This is a genomic window from Pseudomonas sp. R5(2019), from assembly GCF_009905435.1.
Lineage (GTDB): Bacteria > Pseudomonadota > Gammaproteobacteria > Pseudomonadales > Pseudomonadaceae > Aquipseudomonas.
Genome location: NZ_JAAAMT010000027.1, coordinates 16,213 through 35,584 on the forward strand (window position 1 = coordinate 16,213; position 19,372 = coordinate 35,584).

General features: G+C 61.0%; 16 protein-coding genes and 2 pseudogenes. 10 read left to right on the plus strand and 8 right to left on the minus strand.

Annotated features, from left to right (window positions below):
- Nucleotides 1-24 precede the first annotated feature (24 nt).
- The 5 genes from GUY40_RS17525 to GUY40_RS28575 all read right to left on the minus strand — a co-directional run bounded on the left by GUY40_RS17525 (nt 25) and on the right by GUY40_RS28575 (nt 5,292).
- Entirely contained in the window at nt 25-957 is a 933-nt protein-coding gene (locus tag GUY40_RS17525) for a Ppx/GppA family phosphatase (RefSeq protein ID WP_166570171.1), read from the minus strand.
- Nucleotides 958-1,368: 411 nt separating this feature from the next.
- A complete protein-coding gene (locus GUY40_RS17530) occupies nt 1,369-2,253 on the minus strand; it encodes an RHS repeat-associated core domain-containing protein (RefSeq protein WP_166570172.1) in 885 nt (294 codons plus the stop codon).
- A 332-nt stretch (nt 2,254-2,585) separates the two neighbouring features.
- Nucleotides 2,586-3,536, minus strand: coding sequence for an alpha-E domain-containing protein (locus GUY40_RS17535; RefSeq protein ID WP_166570173.1), 951 nt, complete (start codon nt 3,534-3,536; stop codon nt 2,586-2,588).
- 3 nt (nt 3,537-3,539) lie between these two features.
- The gene (locus GUY40_RS17540; RefSeq protein WP_166570174.1) at nt 3,540-4,949 is read right to left on the minus strand and encodes a circularly permuted type 2 ATP-grasp protein; all 1,410 of its coding nucleotides are present in this window, start codon (nt 4,947-4,949) and stop codon (nt 3,540-3,542) included.
- Between the two features lie 187 nt (nt 4,950-5,136).
- Nucleotides 5,137-5,292, minus strand: a complete 156-nt coding sequence (locus tag GUY40_RS28575) for a PSPA7_2676 family Cys-rich small protein (protein WP_306092845.1) — start codon at nt 5,290-5,292, stop codon at nt 5,137-5,139.
- A gap of 377 nt (nt 5,293-5,669) precedes the next feature.
- On the opposite strand from GUY40_RS28575, the gene GUY40_RS17545 reads away from it, so the two are divergent.
- The 6 genes and pseudogenes from GUY40_RS17545 to GUY40_RS17570 form a co-directional block, all read left to right on the plus strand.
- Nucleotides 5,670-7,292 carry an NADP-dependent glyceraldehyde-3-phosphate dehydrogenase gene (locus GUY40_RS17545; protein ID WP_166570175.1) on the plus strand — a complete coding sequence of 541 codons (1,623 nt, stop codon included), beginning with the start codon at nt 5,670-5,672 and terminating at the stop codon, nt 7,290-7,292.
- A gap of 152 nt (nt 7,293-7,444) precedes the next feature.
- Nucleotides 7,445-7,912 carry a VOC family protein gene (locus GUY40_RS17550; RefSeq protein ID WP_166570176.1) on the plus strand — a complete coding sequence of 156 codons (468 nt, stop codon included), beginning with the start codon at nt 7,445-7,447 and terminating at the stop codon, nt 7,910-7,912.
- A gap of 121 nt (nt 7,913-8,033) precedes the next feature.
- Nucleotides 8,034-9,230: a hypothetical protein gene (locus GUY40_RS17555; protein WP_166570177.1), complete on the plus strand. Its 1,197-nt coding sequence runs from the start codon at nt 8,034-8,036 to the stop codon at nt 9,228-9,230.
- Nucleotides 9,231-9,232: 2 nt separating this feature from the next.
- Nucleotides 9,233-9,880 carry a DUF1345 domain-containing protein gene (locus GUY40_RS17560; protein WP_166570178.1) on the plus strand — a complete coding sequence of 216 codons (648 nt, stop codon included), beginning with the start codon at nt 9,233-9,235 and terminating at the stop codon, nt 9,878-9,880.
- Between the two features lie 36 nt (nt 9,881-9,916).
- A pseudogene (locus tag GUY40_RS17565) lies at nt 9,917-10,066 on the plus strand (transcriptional regulator); the annotation flags it as partial.
- An 88-nt stretch (nt 10,067-10,154) separates the two neighbouring features.
- Nucleotides 10,155-10,292 (plus strand): annotated as a pseudogene (locus GUY40_RS17570) (bifunctional glyoxylate/hydroxypyruvate reductase B); the annotation flags it as partial.
- On the opposite strand, the gene GUY40_RS17575 reads toward GUY40_RS17570, so the two are convergent.
- Nucleotides 10,278-11,507, minus strand: a complete 1,230-nt coding sequence (locus GUY40_RS17575; RefSeq protein ID WP_166570179.1) for a pyridoxal phosphate-dependent aminotransferase — start codon at nt 11,505-11,507, stop codon at nt 10,278-10,280. The pseudogene GUY40_RS17570 and the gene GUY40_RS17575 overlap by 15 nt on opposite strands.
- A gap of 377 nt (nt 11,508-11,884) precedes the next feature.
- On the opposite strand from GUY40_RS17575, the gene GUY40_RS17580 reads away from it, so the two are divergent.
- Nucleotides 11,885-12,139, plus strand: a complete 255-nt coding sequence (locus GUY40_RS17580) for a DUF1652 domain-containing protein (RefSeq protein WP_166570220.1) — start codon at nt 11,885-11,887, stop codon at nt 12,137-12,139.
- A 142-nt stretch (nt 12,140-12,281) separates the two neighbouring features.
- Here the strand turns inward: GUY40_RS17580 and GUY40_RS17585 are convergent, their stop codons facing one another.
- A complete protein-coding gene (locus GUY40_RS17585) occupies nt 12,282-14,765 on the minus strand; it encodes a UvrD-helicase domain-containing protein (RefSeq protein WP_166570180.1) in 2,484 nt (827 codons plus the stop codon).
- 267 nt (nt 14,766-15,032) lie between these two features.
- Between GUY40_RS17585 and GUY40_RS17590 the strand changes: the two genes are divergently transcribed.
- Nucleotides 15,033-15,731, plus strand: coding sequence for a pirin family protein (locus tag GUY40_RS17590; RefSeq protein WP_166570181.1), 699 nt, complete (start codon nt 15,033-15,035; stop codon nt 15,729-15,731).
- A gap of 184 nt (nt 15,732-15,915) precedes the next feature.
- On the opposite strand, the gene GUY40_RS17595 is transcribed toward GUY40_RS17590, so the two are convergent.
- Nucleotides 15,916-16,803, minus strand: a complete 888-nt coding sequence (locus GUY40_RS17595) for a LysR family transcriptional regulator (protein ID WP_166570182.1) — start codon at nt 16,801-16,803, stop codon at nt 15,916-15,918.
- Between the two features lie 92 nt (nt 16,804-16,895).
- Here GUY40_RS17595 and GUY40_RS17600 point away from each other — a divergent pair, with 92 nt between their 5' ends.
- Nucleotides 16,896-18,338 carry an aldehyde dehydrogenase family protein gene (locus GUY40_RS17600; RefSeq protein WP_166570183.1) on the plus strand — a complete coding sequence of 481 codons (1,443 nt, stop codon included), beginning with the start codon at nt 16,896-16,898 and terminating at the stop codon, nt 18,336-18,338.
- Nucleotides 18,339-18,351: 13 nt separating this feature from the next.
- Nucleotides 18,352-19,338: a dipeptidase gene (locus GUY40_RS17605; protein ID WP_166570184.1), complete on the plus strand. Its 987-nt coding sequence runs from the start codon at nt 18,352-18,354 to the stop codon at nt 19,336-19,338.
- Nucleotides 19,339-19,372 lie beyond the last annotated feature (34 nt).

Consider the following 19,372-nt stretch of genomic DNA (forward strand, 5'->3'; position numbering starts at 1 on the left):
ATTGCATAAGAACACTTGAACTGTTCAGTTATGGACAAGACCATGCAGCAGCCCAAGTCGCAAGCCCGGCTCGGAGGGCGTCATGCTTTCGATCCCAAGTGTCTTGAAGGCAGCCAGCATGATGGCCAGTCCGCCGGGCAACAGGTTCAAGCGCTGGCTTTGCAAGCCGACCAGGTGCAATCGGCTCAGGTGCTCGGCAGCCAGCAAACGCAACGCCAGGCGCAATAAACCTTCGTAGGTGATGCCGGTATGGCCGGGATCGTTCAAGCCGTTGCACTTGAGCACCTTGGCCAGCATCCGCGCCGTGCCGGACGACCCCAGCACTTGCTCCCAGCCTTGGGCTCGGTAGCGCCCGGAAATCGGCTCGATGTGCCGGCACGCCACCCGCTCGGCCTCTTGCAGGGACAGGCTGCACACCCTTCCTCCGGCAAAATAGCGCTTGCCAAAGGTGCCGCTGCCGATTGCCAGGCTCTCGGTCAGGACCGGCTGATCGCCCCGCCCGACGATAAATTCCGTTGAGCCGCCGCCGATATCCACCACCAGCCGCTTGGTCTGGGTTGAAGGCATGGCGTGAGCAATGCCGGTGTAGACCAGATGCGCCTCCTGATGACCAGTGATGACTTCGATGGGGAACCCAAGGCGCTGCTCGGCACCGACCAGAAACAGGCCGGCGTTATTGGCTTGGCGCACCGCGCTGGTGGCCACTGCCCGCACCCGCCCGGCGGGAAAGCCGCGCAAGCGCTTGCCGAAACGTTCCAGCGCCTGCCAACCGCGGTCCAGTGCGAGCTGGTCAAGCGCGTTTTCATTCAGGCCTTCGGCCAAACGCACAGGCTCGCGCAGCGTCTTGACCTCCTCAATGACCAGCCCTCGGTCGTGCTTGACTGGCTGGGCAATCATCATGCGAAAGGCGTTGGAGCCCAGGTCAACGGCGGCAAACAGAGAAACGTCACCTTTCATGAACAGGTCCTGTCGTAGGGGGCCGGGGCGTATCAGCGCTAACCGCAGGGAGAGTAGTTCAGAAAGAGTGCCACTATATTGATGCCACTCAGATGACAGAGAGGGAAAATGCGGCGTTTTTGCTAACTATGGAGTCGAACCACGCTGATAAAACGATTCAGGTGAAAAGCGGCATTTCGTCGGGAACCTCGGTAGGAGCATGGCTTGCCCGCGAGACGTTGTACCTGACACACCGCGGTGTGCCTATCGCTGGCAAGCCATGCTCCTACAATTTGTGCCGAGAGGAGTGCCTTAAATCACCGCCAGATACTCCATATGCACTATCAGCGAGCGCTGCAATTAGCGGGCAGCGGCCGAGCAATCCAATCGGTGTTCAGGAGTTGCGCTGTGGCCCTTGGCTCCAGTACTTGACTAGGCGCCTGAGCGGTTAAAGGAAGTTGACGTACTCACCGTTCTTGCGGCCCTGTATGTGCCGTTGGCGGAAGTAAACTCCCTTATTTCACTAACGGTGGTCTTTACACTATTGGAAAGTGGGTGAGTATGATAGTAAGGCTCTCTTGAACTTGCGTCTATTTCAACGCGATCCGGCACAAACCGAACGCCAAAATCGTTCAGCTGTTTCAGAATAGCGTCTTTACTCTTACTCTGAGCAGAATCAATACCTCCCTGGCGCTCCAGCGTCTCGATCTGAGCCAGTTTCTCAATTAGCGATTTGTTGTGGCCTCTCGGTAGTCCGGAAGGAGGACTATTGTGGCGATAAGGGAATTTTCGAAGCTCGTGGTAATTAGAGATTTCCGGCTCAATAGTCACCTTGTTTTTGCTACGATCGAGCTTAAAATCACCTGCATTGAGCGCCGTCGCGTTCAAATGTTTTTTAAAAGCCTTCTGCGCCTTGTTGATATTTGGGTAAATCCAATTAGGCGATTTTGTCCTGCCAAATAACTTGACATTACCACTGGGATCAATGTTGTTAACCGGATCTCCGGAACAGTATGCATAGCTGTTCAAGCCACCTCGAGAAAAAGGGCTGTAGGGGTCCGGACTGTTAAAACGCATTAATACCGAATTAAAGCCGCGGCGGCCGTGACCTAGCAGATAGAGCCCTGTGCCGAATTCACAGAGCTGTGCGTTGAAAGCAAGCGGTGTACTGCCCAAATTTTTGCTCGAACGGTAGCCATAAGCCGTATAGGCAAATCGAGATTTTTGAATTTCTCCTCGGAGGCGTAATACTGAGCCGAAAGCATCCGTGGCAAAAAAACCATTTGAAGAACTGATAAGTACAGGACTGTGTTCCATGACAAACTCTCCAGCTATCGAGTGGTGCCATCACTATCACTACGTTGGTGCCTTTTTCATAGCTGGTAGAACTGTTAGGTACAGATATTCGGTAGGGGCAATGTCGAAACCTCTGTAGCGCTGCCGTAATGCTGCGATTACGGGCAGCCACACTTTATGGTGAGCGGGTTTGCCCGCGAATTAAATCATTGCAAGAATCGGTTTGGGCACTGACGCCAGCAGCTCTTTCTACTTTGGTATCCCATCGCCTGCACTGACGCTATCGCTAGCAAGCTTCACTCCCACAGTGCAGGACTCAGGTTTGAGGATCACCCCGGAAAACGGCCGTGCAGCTATACCACCTCCAGATACGACTCATGCACCAGCTGCCCCAACTCCCGCACCTGGTCGATAAACTCCGTCAGCCAGCCATGCAGCCCTGCTCCCAGAACCTCATCGATCCCGGTATAGCGCAGCCGTGCATTGAGCTCCGCCGCCAGCCGCTGCGCACGCCGCCCGGTGGTGCCGGGCAGTCCCGCCAGGATCTGGTCCAGTTCTTCGACACAGGCATGCAAGGAGCGCGGCACGTCGGCGCGCAGCAGGAGCAATTCACACACCTGCCGAGCCGCCGGTGAGTGGCGGTAGGTCTCGGTATAGGCCTCGAATGACGACAAGGCGCGCAGCAAAGCGCTCCACTGGTAATAGCCCCGCGCGGAGTCGTCGCTGACTTCTTCGGACTCTTCACCAAACATTTCATAGCGGGCATCGAGCAGGCGCAGGGTGTTGTCAGCGCGTTCGATAAAGGTGCCCAGGCGGATAAAGCAGTAGGCATCGTTGCGCATGATGGTGCCGCTGGTGGCACCGCGGAACAGGTGCGAGCGCTCTTTGACCCATTCACAAAACCGACTGATGCCGTATCGGCCCAGGCCTTGGCTGGCGAGATTGCGCATTTCCAGCCAGGTCGCGTTGATGTTTTCCCACATGTCGGCGGTGATGCGGCCACGCACGGCATGGGCATTGGTGCGGGCGGCACGCAGGCAGCTGTAGATGCTGCCGGGGTTGTGTTCGTCGAGCGCGAAAAAATGCAGCATGCGCTCGACGTTCAAGTCGCCATGGCGTTCGTGGTAATCATCCAGGGTGCCGGTGGACAGCAGCGCCATCGCCAGCTCCGTGCGGCCTTCGCCTCGCCCGGCCTGGGGCATCAACGACAACGAATAACTGACTTCGAGCATGCGCGCCAGGTTCTCGGCGCGCTCCAGGTAACGGGACATCCAGTACAGATCGGCAGCAGTTCTTGAAAGCATGGTTTAGTCCTCTACCACCCAGGTGTCCTTGGTGCCGCCGCCTTGCGACGAGTTCACCACCAGCGAGCCTTCACGCAGTGCAACGCGCGTCAGCCCACCCGGTACCAGGCGGGTTTCACTGCCCGACAACACAAACGGGCGCAGGTCGATATGCCGCGGGGCGATCCCTTGCTCGACGAAGGTCGGGCAGGTGGACAGGCACAGGGTCGGCTGGGCGATGTAATCCTGTGGGCGGGCCTTGAGCCGGTCGCGGAAGGCGTCGATTTCCGCCGCGCTGGCAGCCGGGCCGACGAGCATGCCGTAGCCACCGGAGCCCTGGGTTTCCTTGACCACCAGTTCCGGCAGATGCGCCAGCACATGGGACAACTCTTCAGGCTTGCGGCACTGCCAGGTCGGGACGTTTTTCAGGATCGGTTCTTCGTCCAGGTAGAAACGGATCATGTCGCCGACATAGGGGTAGATCGACTTGTCGTCGGCCACGCCAGTGCCGATGGCATTGGCCAGAATGACGTTGCCGCTGCGGTAGGCCTCCATCAGGCCGGGTACGCCCAGCATCGAATCGGGGTTGAAGAACTGCGGGTCGAGGTAGGCGTCGTCGAGCCGGCGGTAGATCACGTCCACCGTTTGCGGGCCGGCGGTGGTGCGCATGTAAACGCGCGCGTCGCGCACGAACAGGTCAGCACCTTCGACCAACTCCACTCCCATTTCGCGGGCCAGGAAGGCGTGCTCGAAGTACGCGCTGTTGAAGCGCCCGGGCGTCAGCACCACCACGGTCGGGTTGTCCAGCACACATGAGCTTTTCAGGGTATCCAGGAGCAGGTTCGGGTAATGATCGATAGGCCGCACCCGCTGCGCTGCGAACAGCTCGGGGAACAGGCGCATCATCATCTTGCGGTCTTCGAGCATGTAGCTGACGCCGCTGGGTGTGCGCAGATTGTCTTCGAGTACGTAGTAACTGCCGTCGCCATCGCGAACCAGGTCCACGCCGGCAATGTGCGAATAGATGTCCCGGTGCAGGTTCAGGCCCTGCATGACCTTCTGGTAGCCCTCGTTCTGAAGCACCTGTTCGGCCGGAACGATGCCCTCCTTGAGGATGCGCTGGTCGTGGTAGATATCGGCGAGAAACATGTTCAGCGCCTGTACGCGCTGGATGCAGCCGCGCTCCACGGCCTGCCATTCGCTGGCCTTGATGCTGCGTGGAATGATGTCGAACGGAATCAGCCGTTCGGTGCCCTGCTCGTCCCCATACAGCGTGAACGTGATCCCGGCCCGATGGAACAATAGGTCGGCCTCCCGCCGACGCTGCTCCAGCAATTCAACCGGCGTGTTGGCCAGCCAGCGTGCGAATTCGCGGTAATGCGCACGGCAGTCCCCGTTTGCCTCATACATCTCGTTGTAAAACGTACGGTCCATGCCGAATTTCCTTGTTGCCCGAGACTTTGAACACACACAGCAAACCCTGTGCCTGATCCCGATGGCAAGCAGAAAACAGCGGATAAGGATAAAAAACCCTACAAAGAGCGCACCATTAAAGCGCTATCGCCACGAACGAGGGCTAAATCGCACTAAAAACAGGCGATTACGCCATCCTCATCGCAACTCAGCGGAGCATTCGGTAACGCTGGGCGCCGCAGCGAATGCAACGCTCGCACAGCATCGGGGCACCCGCTGAGTCGGTGGGTGACAGACAGCTCCAGACGCAACCCGTGAAGAAACAAATGAACGTCATGCTCGCCTCCAGCCTGTGGGCGTACATCCACTCATGATCGGTGGACGTTGGCGGGCGTTATTCAGTTCCTCGATCAGGTCCTGGGAGACCTTGTGGGAATTTATTCGCAATCTTCAACGCAGTCGCCTGGCACACCGGGTGAGGCTATTCGTGGCGGTCCGGCGCTCCGGTAAATCCGCTCCCGCATTCGGGTAGGCCTCAGCTATTGCCTTGAGCATAGAATCTCCCACAGAAATCTGCTCTACACAGTACTGCCGGTGTGTACGTCCAGCCATTCGTTCCTGAAATCCTGGCACAGGGTCTCGAGCGCCCGGTGAGGTTATCGACCGGCGCTGGCCGAAATTGAATTTTTGCGTTAAAAGAATGCAAGCTGAAACGCTTCATCTAACTCCAAGAGGCCTGCCATGTCCCAAGAAACGCTCCTGAGCCAACTGTTCCCTACCGCCGCGCAAATCCCCGAGGCCTGGCGCCTGGAGGGCCCGATCGAACAACGCGAGTATCTGGTCGATGGCCAATTGCTCAGCTGGCAAGGCCCATTGCGAGCGGTCCGAAGCCCGATCTGCCTGGCCAGCGCCGAGGGTGACCAGGCGGTGATTCTAGGCAGTACGCCGCAATTGGATGCACAAACCGCCCTCACCGCTCTGGACGCCGCCGTGCGTGCCTACGACAACGGTCAGGGGCTGTGGCCGACCCTGCGAGTGGCCGAGCGGATTCGCCACGTCGAAACCTTCCTGGCAAAAATGCGTGAGCAGCGCAGCGCAGTGGTCAAGTTGCTGATGTGGGAAATTGGCAAGAACCTCAAGGACTCGGAAAAAGAGTTCGACCGCACCTGCGACTACATCGTCGACACCATCGAAGCCCTCAAGACCCTGGATCGCCGTTCCAGCCGCTTCGAACTCGAGCAGGATACCCTCGGCCAGATCCGCCGGGTGCCGCTGGGCGTAACGCTGTGCATGGGCCCTTACAACTACCCGCTGAACGAGACCTTCACCACGCTGATTCCGGCCTTGATCATGGGCAATACCGTGGTGTTCAAACCGGCCAAGTTTGGTGTGCTGCTGATTCGCCCGCTGCTGGAAGCCTTCCGTGACAGCTTCCCGGCCGGCGTCATCAACGTCATCTACGGCAGCGGCCGGGAAACCGTCAGCGCACTGATGGCCAGCGGCAAAATCGATATCTTTGCCTTTATCGGCACCAACAAGGCCGCCAGCGACCTGAAAAAACTCCACCCGCGGCCCCACCGCCTGCGCGCCGCGCTCGGCCTGGACGCGAAAAACCCAGGGATAGTGCTGCCCCAGGTCGACCTCGACAACGCAGTCAACGAAGCGGTCACCGGCGCCTTGTCGTTCAACGGCCAACGCTGCACGGCCTTGAAGATTCTGTTTGTGCATGAAGACGTGGTGGACAGCTTCCTCAGCAAATTCAACGCCCGCCTGGCCAGCCTCAAGCCCGGCATGCCGTGGGACGGCGCGGCCCTGACGCCGCTGCCCGAACCTGGCAAGGTCGACTACCTCAGCACCCTGGTCAGTGACGCCATCGCCCACGGCGCGCGGGTGGTCAACCCCGGTGGCGGTCAGGCGCGCGAATCGTTCTTCTACCCGGCGGTGCTCTACCCGGTCAGCCCGGCCATGCGCGTTTACCATGAAGAACAGTTCGGCCCGGTGGTGCCGGTGGTGCCATATCGCGACCTGCAAACCGTGATCGACTACGTGCTGGACTCCGATTTCGGCCAGCAACTGAGTATTTTCGGCACCGACCCCGACGAAGTCGGGCGGCTGGTCGACACCTTCGCCAATCAGGTCGGGCGCATCAACCTCAATGCCCAGTGCCAGCGCGGCCCGGACACCTACCCCTTCAACGGGCGCAAGAACTCGGCTGAAGGCACCTTGTCGGTCCATGACGCGCTGCGGGTGTTCTCGATCCGTACGCTGGTCGCGACCAAGTTCCAGGAGAGCAACAAGACCTTGATCAGCGAGATCATCCGCACCCGGTCGTCGAGTTTCCTGACGACCGATTACATCTTTTGACGGTCTGATGTAGGGCGCCGCTGGATCAGCCGTTGGTCCAGCGGGCTTGCAATTGGCCAATGACTGTATATACATACAGAGACCTTCGCGGACCTGGCGCCTGGCCTTGTCTGCGGAGCAGGCCAATCAACACCCAAACGGAGGGAAGAACAATGACTGTCAAACCTATCCCCGAAGGCCAGCACAGCATCACGGCCTACCTTGGCGTCACCAGCGCCGGTGATGCCATCGAGTTCTACAAAAAAGCCTTCAACGCCACCGAGATGTTCCGGCTGGACATGCCGGACGGCAGGGTCGGCCATGCCGAACTTCGCATCGGCGACTCCTCGCTGATGCTCGGAGACCCCTGCGATCAGGGCCCGTTGCACAGCTCGCAATCCCAGCAGCCGTCGATCGGCCTGCACCTTTACGTGGCCGATGTCGATGCCCAGTTCGCCCAGGCGCTGAAAGCCGGTGCCACCCAGGTCAGTGAAGTCAAGGATCAGTTCTACGGCGACCGCAGCGGTACCTTGAAGGACCCGTTTGGTAACCTCTGGTTCGTCGCCACCCACAAGGAAGACCTGTCGCCGGAGCAGATCAGGCAGCGCGCTGCAGAGATGTTTGGCGCAGGCGCCAGCTGAGGCCGACGCTGCTCACCGGCTGTTGTCGGTGAGCAGCGGGTGACGGCTGCGTCTTTTTGCCTTACCGTGCCCCTCATGCACTGCACCTCTTGACCGCAAAGGTCACTGGCCTGGATAGCCCATGAGAATTATCGAAAAAAGCGGCACCCTGGTGCGCACCCTCACCCCCGCCGAAGAAGTGCTGGCACGCGGCTTTGCCAGTGGCACCCTGGAAGGCCACCGTCAACTGCAAGCCAACCAGCTGCTGATGAAAATCCGCACCGAAGGCCAGTGGCTGGCCTGTGATTGCCAGCCGCACACCTTGCCGGTGATGAACGTGACGCTCAACAGCAACACCGGCACGCTGTTCCTCAAGAACAACCCCGGCACGCCTGAGCATGCGAGCGACTGTGTGTTTATCAAGGATGAGCGCGACAGCGAGGCTGGCGCTGAACGCGATGAGCCGCCCGCCGCGTGGCTGGCTCCGGATGTGCCCTTGAAGCTGATCGGCGAGTTTCGCAAGGGTGACAGCACCGAGGGTGAGCGTGGCCCGGCCACCGCTGCCCAGCGCCGTGACCAGCAGCGGCTGTTGTCCTTGCTGGTGACCTTGATCGAAGCCAGCGGCCTGAACGTCTACGCCACCCATTTGAAGAAAGACCTGACCCAGCAGTTTGCCGAGCTGCGCGGGGTTGCGGCGCGCTACCCGCTGGTGGACCGCGTGCCGGCCAGCAACTACCTGGAAACACGCATCGACATGAAGCACATGATGATGCTCAAGGCGCGCCTGCGCGAATCCCCGGTGTTCGCCAACCATCGTCGCTACGGGCTGCTGCTCGACTGCGTCAGCGATGTCCGGGCACGCAAGCTGTTCAACGACCGCAGCGATGACGGCTTCGACTTCCAGGGCCATCACCTGCTCTGGGGCGGCGCCAAGGCCAGCGGCCCCTTGCTGGCGCTGGCGATCTATTCGCCGGCCACCGCCGGCAGCCATTTTTTCGAGATGATCCACGTTGCCACCCTGCCGGTGCTGTCGCGCGGGCATCTGTTCCCGGTGTACCGCGACGAAGAGCGCGAGCCGCTGAAAATGCTGGTCTCATTGATCGACTGGATGGCCAGCAAAGGCGTGAAAGTGATCATGCGCCGGCCGGTGATCGGCGGCGTCGAGATGGACGAGCTGGTGCTCAGTTCAGACCTGGACCGGGTGCTGTCGGTGTCGCTGGTGCAGCAGCCGCAAGGCCCCGAGCCCAGCTCCGACACCTTCAAGCGCTATGCCGACTTCAAGAGCCTGGACACCTTTCGCAAGTACGTCGCCGGGTTCTTCATGCGCGAGCGCGAATGACCATGGCCTTTCCACGTTTGGCAGTCACCCACCCTCGCCTGACCGCAGCGGCCGTGATCGGTGTGCTGTGTGGCTGGTTCATCCCGGCCCAGGGTCTGGTGAACCACTTTTTGACCGGCTGGAACACTGGCGTCTGGCTGTACCTGCTGCTGATTTTGTGGCTGACCGTGCGCTCCAACCCCGACCAGGTCAAGCGCGTCGCCCAGATCGAGGACGAAAACGCCGGCCTGGTGCTGGCCATGGTCTGCGTGGCCGCCATCGCCAGCCTGGCGGCGCTGATCCTGGAGCTGGCGGGCAGCAAGGGTATTGCCGGCGCTGAACGAGTGGGGCATTACGGCTTCACGGGTTTGACCGTGCTCGGCTCATGGTTGCTGATCGGCGTCATCTTCAGCCTGCACTACGCCCGGTTGTTTTACGCAGGCGATCACAAGGACCCGCCCCTGCGTTTTGCCGAAGGCGAGCGCCACCCCGATTACTGGGACTTTCACTACTTTTCCTTCACCCTCAGCGTGGCTGTGCAAACCGCCGACGTGGGCGTCGCCACCCCGGGATTGCGCAAGGTGGTATTGGCCCATTCGCTGATCGGCTTCCTGTTCAACACCGCCATTCTGGGCTTTGCCATCAACATCGCCGCCAGCCTGTTTAACTGAGGGGGCTTGACGAACGTTTCATCCTGGTGCCTCCCCAACGTCGAAGGTTTGATCGTGAATACCCTCGGTCATCATCTGGATGATCTGCAAGCGCTGCAGCAGGAACTGCCACTGGTGCTGGTCGACCGCAAAGTCCCGCAACTGCCCAGCGATCTGGGCGGCCCGGATAACCCAGGCGCAATCCGCGGCTCTACCCGCCTTAACCCGTGAACCTGTAAACACCGGACCACCGTCCGATCCCGTTTGATCTGTTTTGAAACCGATTTCAGAGGACATCGGCTCGGCAACCGTCGAGACGCGCGAAGCCATGGCCCGCTGTGCGGTCGACAATCTGATTGGAGCCCTGGCGGGCCGGCGGCCTGCCAATCTGGTCAACCCGCCCGCCTGGGCAACTCGGTCAGCCGGCCTTTGAGGCCAGGGTTTGCCCTCGCAGCACCGTGAGGGCAAACCGCTCCTGCAGCACATCCGCCGCACACTGGACGATACGTCGGCAGGCTTCGGCCAAGCGCTCGTTGTCGAGCACCAGCCCCATCCGCAAGTGCCCGGCCGCGCTCGGCCCAAAGGCATCACCGGCCAGCACGGCTACCCCGTAATGCTCCAGCAGGCGGTCGGCAAATGCCTGGGCGTCCAGCCCGGTTTCCCGAATATCGACCATCACGAACATGCCGCCATCGGGACGATGGGCACGCACGCCCAGGCAACCGGCCAGGGCCGCGCAGACCCGGTCACGGCGCTGACGATAGATCTCGCGCATTTGCGCCACTGCCGGCTCCTGGGTATCGAGCGCGACCTGCACGGCGCGCTGGATGAAATCCGGCAAGCCATACAGCAGCGCCATGGCCAGGTTCGCCAGATGGTCCATCAACGGTGGCGGGCCTATGACCCAGCCGACCCGCCAGCCCGACATCGCATGAGACTTGGAAACACTGTTGATCGTGGCGGTGCGGGCGGCCATCCCCGGCAAGCTTGCCGGGCTTATGTGCTCGCCTTCGTACAAAAGCTCGCTGTAGACCTCGTCAGAGATCAACCAGAGGTCGTGCTTGATGCACAGGCTGGCCAGTTGTTCCCAGGTCGCCCGCGACAGGCTGGCGCCGGTCGGGTTGTGCGGGCTGTTGATCAGCAGGGCGCGGGTGCGTGGGGTGATCAAGGCGGCGATATCCGCAGGCTCGACCTTGAAGCCGTTTTCCGGCTTCACTGGCACGGGCACGGCCTTGGCCCCACAGGCGCCGAAGACGCCTTCATAGGTGACGTACATGGGCTCGGCAACGATGATTTCATCGCCCGGATCGAGCAGGCAATGGACCACCGCGTACACCGCGCATTGAGCACCGGCCAGCACCACCACTTCACTGGACTGGACCTCGCGCCCGAACGGCCCGGCATGGTGGCGGGCGATGCTTTGGCGCAACGCGAGGTTGCCGCGTACATCGGTGTAGTGGGTGTCGCCGGCCCGCAGGCTGTGGACGGCCGCGTCGACAATGGGTACAGGCGTGTCGAAATCCGGATCGCCGACCGACAGCAGCAAGATTTCGCGCCCCTGGCGCTGCAGGGCTTGAGCGCGATAGTGAAGGCTCCAGGCTGTGGCGCTATCGCCGGCAATTCTTTGAGTGAGAGCGGAAAAACGCATGCGAGTCTCCTTGTCGACAATGCGCATATTCGGGGGGTGCCACCCTACCATCGGATCCGTCCGGCTCAAATTGATTAACAGGCGATCCGCGTTAATTCTTTATAGCTGTGTAAATGCCAGGCACCGGTCAATCAAGCCGGGTTTTGACGAGAAATTTAACGGCTAAAACGTTTACGCGATTGAGCTTATCGCAAAAGAGTCGAAATGCGCCGCAAGCCCTTGGTCCACCAGTAATCTGATCCAGGTCAAGGTATTGATAAGCAGTAGCCGAACGGTCATGAAAAGACTTTAGGGTCGTGCAACTCAGTGCTATTTTTATGTTCTTCAAGGCCAGACCCGTCTGGCCTTCCTGCCGCGCGGATAACAAGGTGGGTCTCATGAATAAAATGACGTTCCCCAACGCATGCCAAGTCATGCGATGGCATTTTCATCCGCTGGGTTTCGAAGGCAGTATGGATGCCCCCAGCAGCATGGTTGCCCGGCTGTTCGACCGGGCCACAGGTGAAACCCTGATCGCCATCGCAGGCATTCCCTGCGCCACGGTCATGAACGCTGCAGATGTGGAACGCATCATTGAAGCGGTAGAAGCGGAAATGGAGGCGTTCAGGCCACCGGATCTGCTCTCGGCCTGACCCCCTCGCCCCTCAAGGCCCGCTACTGGCGGGCCTCAGATTGATGACAAACCCCCTGTAGGAGCAAGGCTTGCCTGCGATGCAGGCGCCGCGTTGTGTTCCTGATACAACGCGGCGCCTGCATCGCGGGCTAGCCCGGCTCCTACTGGCGGGCCTTTTGGTCTGCGCGACAATCCTCAAAAAAGGCTTTGCCGGCACTGACCTGGGTCGATGCCCGCGGCACGGCCGGTGCGTCCGCTGGCACCTGCTCGACGTGCCAGTAGCAATGCCGCACCGCCCGAGTGATGGCCACATAGGCAAGGCGCAACACCTCATCCTTTTGCGCATTGTCAAAGGCCTCGGCGTCACCGGCGCGGCCCAGGCCGGCCTGGCGATAGACCTGGTTCTTGTAGGGCGAGCGCGTGACATGCTGGCAATCGCCGAGCATAAACACGGCATCGGCCTGCAGGCCCTTGGAGCTGTGGTAGGTCAATTGCCGGAAGCGCCGTTGATCGGGCGCCAACCCCGCTTCATGGTTCAGCAAGGGTTGCAGATGCTCGGCGATCGCGGCCTTGTCGCTGCCCTTGCGGTACAGCAGCATTACCGACTCCCCGCGCCGATAATGCTCAAGCAACGTTTGCGCAAGGCTTTCGTCATCGCGGTCAAACACCTTCACCGGTAGCGGGTCAGTGGCGGCCGGGCCGCTGGCGCGGGCTTTCTTGCCACTGATGGCCGGTGCGGCTTTAACGATATGTTCAGCCGCATCAATGATGTACTGATGGCTTCTGTAGTTATCACTGAGCATGACCCTGGTGTTGGCCGGCGAGGCAAACGCCTTGGTGAACTCCATGAAGAACTTCGGCGAGCTGCCACGCCAACCGTAGATCGACTGCCAGTCATCGCCCACGCACATCAAGGATGAATGCCGGGCCACGCGACCGGTGTTCAGGTCCGGGCCGCGACGGCGGATTTCCCGAAGACTGGCCCGCAGCCACGAGACGATTTGCGGCGATACATCCTGGAACTCATCGATCATCAAGTGCGACAACGGCCTGAGCATCGGGTCACTGACCTGGTGCAGGTTTTCCGGCGACGACTCACCAAACAGCGCGAACATGCGGTTAAAGGTCATGATCGGCGGCGACTGGTCGAGCAAATGGCTCTCGAACGCCTTCCAGAACAGGCTCAGGGCTTCGAAGAACTCCCGGTCGGTGTCGTCACGGGGAAAAATCATCTGCCCCACGGCGGTGGAGACATCCAGCCCAAGGTTCTCGATAAAGGTCGCGGCACCGACAAAACAGTCGAGCAAGGGTGCACTGCCCAGCTCGCCCTTGACCTTGTAATCAAACCCGGGGCCGGCCACGGCGTCGGCGGCCAAGGACTGCAAAAGACGCTTTCCACTGGCGTAGTTATCCAGCCAAATCAATGGCTTACCGCAGAAAGCTTGAAACAGGGTGCGCTTGATGACCCACTCCGCCCAGACCGGCAACTTGGCGCCGCTGCGCTTGAAGTGGGTGTTTTCACTGGGATCGAAACCCAGCACGACCCAGGTGTCCAGGTCGGGAATGTAGCCGTGACAGTGGAAGGCGCTGCCGTTGATATCGATGGTCTGGCGGTTGGGCTCGATGCCCTTGATCGGCCAGCACCCGGCGCGAAACCAAAGGTCTTCGACCATGTCGCAGAGCTCTTCGTCGCGCCCTGCCGAAAGCTGGGTCACGGCCACGCGCTTTTGCACATCCGGGTGGTCACGGTCCAGGGGTTTGAGTTGCAGCGCATGACGGCGCAGGGTGCCGATCAATTCCCGAAAGCGCTCGTTGCCATTGTGCAGGTCGCGGTAGCATTGGTTCAACTGCAGGCGCTGGGCTTCGTTGATGCGCAGATCGAACGGGTTGCTCTCGCTGCTGGCCTCGGCACCGGGCTGCTGAGGGCTGCCCAGGTTCTCGAACGCCTGCAACTGGCTCAAGCCTGGCAGACTGCGAACCATGGGCAAAATGCGTGAGTGAAAGGTGCGCACCAGCTCGGTGGCTTGCGTCTTGTTGAGCCGAACCTCCCACAAATCAAAGACTTCCATCAACTTCTTGATGAAATCCTTACGAGATTCGCGGGTGAACGTCACCACGGTCATCGCGTCAAGCTCGAAGCCCAGGTAGTGGTTGAGCAGCAAAATGCGCAACACCAGCGAGGTCGACTTGCCGGCACCCGCCCCGGCAATGACGCAGGTCGACGGCGTATCGCTGAAAATCAGCTTCCATTGCGCGGTGCTTGGCTGGGCATGCGCCGGCAAGCGCTGGGCCACGTCGCTCTTGATGCGCTTCTTCAATTCGGCGGTGATCGGCAGGCGCCAATCGTCGAACAGGTTGTCATCGACCCCCGGCACACCGTGGCCGTCCGGGCGGGTGTCACGAATCACCAGCACCTGCCGGCCTTCCTCGATGCCTTCTACCCGTCCCAGCGCATAGCCCTCCCGGTGGCCATCGGCATGGCCATGGCGTTGGCCCACCACATGCCCCTGAAACCATGAGTCCCGGTGCTGGGCACGCAGGCGACTCAAACCTGTGCCGAGCAAGCGCGCGGTCAGGCGTTTGAACCAGGGTAATTGGGCGGGGGGCGTCAGATCGACAGGCAGCTCGGGACGGGATTGCGGCACGCGGCCTCCAGCAATAACGGAAAACAGGCGTTCATGTTCGCTCCATTGCGCCAAGACTGCCAGTCAATTACAGGTATATCAGCCCATTAGACGATCAATCGCATAAATGACTGCAATTGAGCAGGCTGTTAAATCATTCAATAAACCGATCGTTTTTAGCGGGTTTATCCGCTTATTCAGGAAGTAAATTTGATTGATGATAGGCGCCGTGATCAACCGATTTGCCCTGTGAGCCCTGCCACGGGACAACCTGAACTGGAGACGACCATGCTGCAACTGCGTCCGTTCGCATCCCTCGGTGCTGCCAACCATGGCTGGCTGGATGCCCACCACCATTTTTCCTTTGCCAACTACCACGACCCCAAGCGCATGCACTGGGGCAACCTGCGGGTCTGGAACGATGACGTGATCGCCCCCGGTACGGGCTTCCCGCAGCACCCGCACCGGGACATGGAAATCATCACCTACGTGCGTGAAGGTGCGATTACCCACCAGGACAACCTGGGCAACAAGGGCCGTACCGAGGCCGGCGATGTGCAAGTGATGAGCGCAGGCAGCGGCATTGCCCACAGCGAATACAACCTGGAAGCCGGGCCGACCAGGATCTTCCAGATCTGGATCATTCCCGATGAAAGCGGCGCGGCACCTTCCTGGGGGGCTCGGCCGTTTCCCAAGGGCGAGCGTGGCGAAGGCTTCGTGACCTTGGCCAGTGGCAAGCTCGACGATGACCAGGCCCTGCGCATCCGCGCCGATGCCCGGCTGGTGGCGGCGACTCTCAAGGCCGGGGAAACCGCTGAGTATCGCCTGGAGGCAGGCCGTCGCGCCTATCTGGTGCCGGCCAGCGGCGAGATCGACATCAACGGCCTGCGCGCCAGCGCCCGGGATGGGGTGGCGGTAGAGGATGAATCCGTATTGCGCGTGACCGCGATCCAGGACAGCGAAATAGTACTGGTCGACGTCGCCTGATACATGTAGGAGCGGACCTGGCCGCGATGGGCCGCGCAGCGGCCCCTGAGGCCATTGGCATCTGCAATTCAACCCGCGAGTGCAGGTGATTTCGGAATCGCCGGGGCCGCTGCGCAGCCCATCGCGGCCGGGTCCGCTCCTACATTATTAGGTGTTCCTGCAATTGGCGCAGCAGCCGCAGTGCTCAAACCGCTTTCGGCAAATGCGCCTTCAAAAAAACCATCAACTCCTCCGCCGCCGGCGACAAGCTGCGCCCCGTGCGCGTCAATATGCCGATCTGGCGCTCAACCCTGGGCTCACTCAATGGCAAAAACGCCAGCTTCTCGTTACCCAGCGGAAACGCCAGATACGGCAATGTGGTAATCCCCACCCCTTCCTCGAGCATCGCAATCAGGGAAATCATGTTGGAGACAAACAACCGGCTGTGCTCCAGCAAGCCTTGCGCTTGCGTTCCTTCGAGTAACCGCGAGGTGCCGTTGCGAATCAGCGGCAAGCCTTGCAACCGCGACCAGTGCAGCTCGCCACCCGCCTGCGCCAGCGGATGATCGCGACGGCACACCACGCCCAGCTGGTCGTTGAGGATCGGCGCAAAGTCGATTTGCTCATCGGCCATCCACACGCTGCTGATGCCGAAATCCACCTGCCCCTGTGCCAGCAACTGCTGAACACTGTCGGCAGTGCCGTCCTGAATGCTGATCTGCACGTTGGGATGCTCGGCCACAAACCGCCCCAGCAGGCCTGGCAACAGCCGACTGGCCACCGACGGTACGGTGGCGATGCTGACCTGGCCGATTTCATGCCGGGCCAGCAGCGTCGCTTCCCTGGCGATGCGGTCGTGATGGTCGAGCAGGTCGCGAAACAACGGCAGGCAATGCTCGCCAAACGGCGTCAGCTCAACCCGCCCACCGCCCTTTTCGAGCAGCGCCTGGCCCAGCTTCTGCTCCAGCTCGCGCACCGCCAGCGACACCGCAGGTTGGGTCCGATACGCCTGGCGCGCGGCCGCGTGGAAGCTTTTAAGCTCGGCGACCAGCACGAAGTAGCGCAGTTGGGCGATTTTCAGCTCGGGCAACATGGTTAGCTTTCCTTATCGAAACATATTTTTTATTAATTTTTATTTGCGCCATATTGCTCGCAAGATGAGAGCCAGGCAATCGGAGGCTTCTCATGTCACTCAACACCTACAAAAACTACATCGGCGGCCACTGGTGCGACGGCTCAAGCACCGTCAGCAACCACAGCCCTTCTGACACCCACGACCTGATCGGCGAGTATCAGCAAGCCAGCGCCGAGCAAACCCAGGAAGCGATTCGCGCTGCCCGCGCCGCACAACCGCTCTGGGCAGCCAGTGGCCTTGAGCAGCGCCAGCAGGTGTTGATGGCCATCGGCGACGAGCTGATCGCTCGCAAGGAAGAACTCGGCCGGCTGCTCTCTCGCGAAGAAGGCAAGCCGCTGGCAGAAGGCATCGGCGAGGTCAACCGCAGCGGCCAGTTCTTCCACTACTACGCCGCCGAAGTGCTGCGCCAGATGGGCGAGACCGCAGCCTCAGTAAGGCCGGGCATCGACATCGAAGTGCACCGCGAACCGGTCGGCGTGGTCGGCATCATCACCCCGTGGAACTTCCCCATGGCCACCGCGGCCTGGAAAATCGCCCCGGCGCTGGCTTTCGGCAATGCCGTGGTGTTCAAACCGGCCAATCTGGTACCCGCCAGCGCCTGGGCGCTGACCGAGATCATCAGCCGCCAGGCGCTGCCGCACGGCACCTTCAACCTGGTCATGGGCAGCGGCGCCAGCGTCGGTGAAACTCTGGTGCAATCCGCCGAGATCGACGCCCTGACCTTTACCGGATCGCTCGCAACCGGGCGCCATGTCGCAGTCGCCACCGCCGGCAACCTGGTGCGCTGCCAACTGGAAATGGGCAGCAAGAACGCGCTGGTGGTGCTCGACGATGCCGACCTCGACGTGGCCGTCGAATGCGCGCTCAACGGTGCGTTTTTCGGCACCGGGCAAAAGTGCACCGCCTCCTCGCGGCTGATCGTCTGCGACGGCATCCATGACCGCTTTGTCGAGGCCTTGCGCCTGCGCATGCGCCAACTCAAGGTCGGCCATGCGCTGGCAGACGGCGTGCAGATCGGGCCCGTAGCCGAAGCCCGGCAGCTGGAGCAGAACCTCGAGTACCTGCGCCTGGCCCAGGCCGAAGGCGCCACCCTGATCGAAGGCGGCCAACAACTGCAACTGGACACCGACGGCTATTACATGCGCCCGGCGCTGTTTATCGACAGCCGCAACGACATGCGCATCAACCGCGAAGAAGTGTTCGGCCCCATCGCCTGCGTGATCCGCGTGCGCGACTTCGAGGAGGCGCTGGCGACCCTCAACGATACCGACTACGGCCTGACCGCCGGGATCATCACCCAGTCGCTGCGCCATGCCAGCGAGTTCAAGCGCCGCGCCCAGACCGGCTGCGTGATGGTCAACCTGCCCACCGCCGGCACCGACTACCACGTGCCCTTTGGCGGGCGCAAAGCCTCAAGTTTCGGCCCCCGCGAACAAGGGCAGTACGCCCGCGACTTCTACACCGTGGTCAAGACCACCTATGTCCGGCCTTGAAGGAAGCTTGAGCATGCACGACTTACTGATGATCGATGGCTTGCAGTACTCCAACTGGAGCCCGGACATATTCCGGCAAATGCAGGCCGGCGGGCTGAGCGCGGTGCACGCCACCATCGCCTACCACGAGAACGCGCGGGAAACCCTGTCGCGGCTCGGCGAATGGAACCGCCGTTTTGAATCCTGGCCCGAGCTGATTCGCCCGGTGCGCTCGGCCGGCGATATTCGCAAGGCCCATGAGGAAGGCCGGGTCGGAATCTTCTTCGGGTTCCAGAACTGCTCGCCGATTGAAGATGACATTGCCCTGGTGGAAGTCTTCCGCCAGCTGGGCGTGTTCATCATGCAGCTCACGTATAACAACCAGAGCCTGCTGGCCAGCGGCTGCTACGAGCGCGAAGACAACGGCATCAGCCGCTTCGGCCGCCAGGTCATCGCCGAAATGAACCGCGTCGGCATGCTGATCGACATGTCCCACAGCGCCGAACGCAGCACGCTGGAAGCCATCGAATTATCGAGCAAACCGGTAATCATCTCCCACGCCAACCCGTCAAGCTTCCACGCGGCCAAACGCAACAAGTCCGATGCAGTGCTGCGCGGCATCGCCGAATCCGGTGGGCTGCTGGGCTTCAGCACCTACCCGTTCCACCTCAAGGGCGCCTCGGCCTGCAGCCTGGAAGCCTTCTGCGACATGGTCGCCAGCACCGCCGACCTGATGGGCGTCGATCACATCGGCATTGGCACCGACCTGTGCCAGTCGCAACCGCTGCAGGTGCTCGAGTGGATGCGCAACGGCCGCTGGAGCAAGGACAAGGACTACGGCGAAGGCTCGAAAGACAACGCCAACTGGCCGGCACCGCTGCAATGGTTCCGCGACAGCCGGGACTTCCCGGTTATCGCCCAGGGCCTGCGCAGCCGTGGCTTTGCCGAGGAGGATGTGCGCAAGATCATGGGGCTCAATTGGCTGCGGCTGTTGGAAACCGCCACCCAGGCCCAGGCCTGAAGCCCGCCCCCTGTGAGGACAGCATGAACAATAA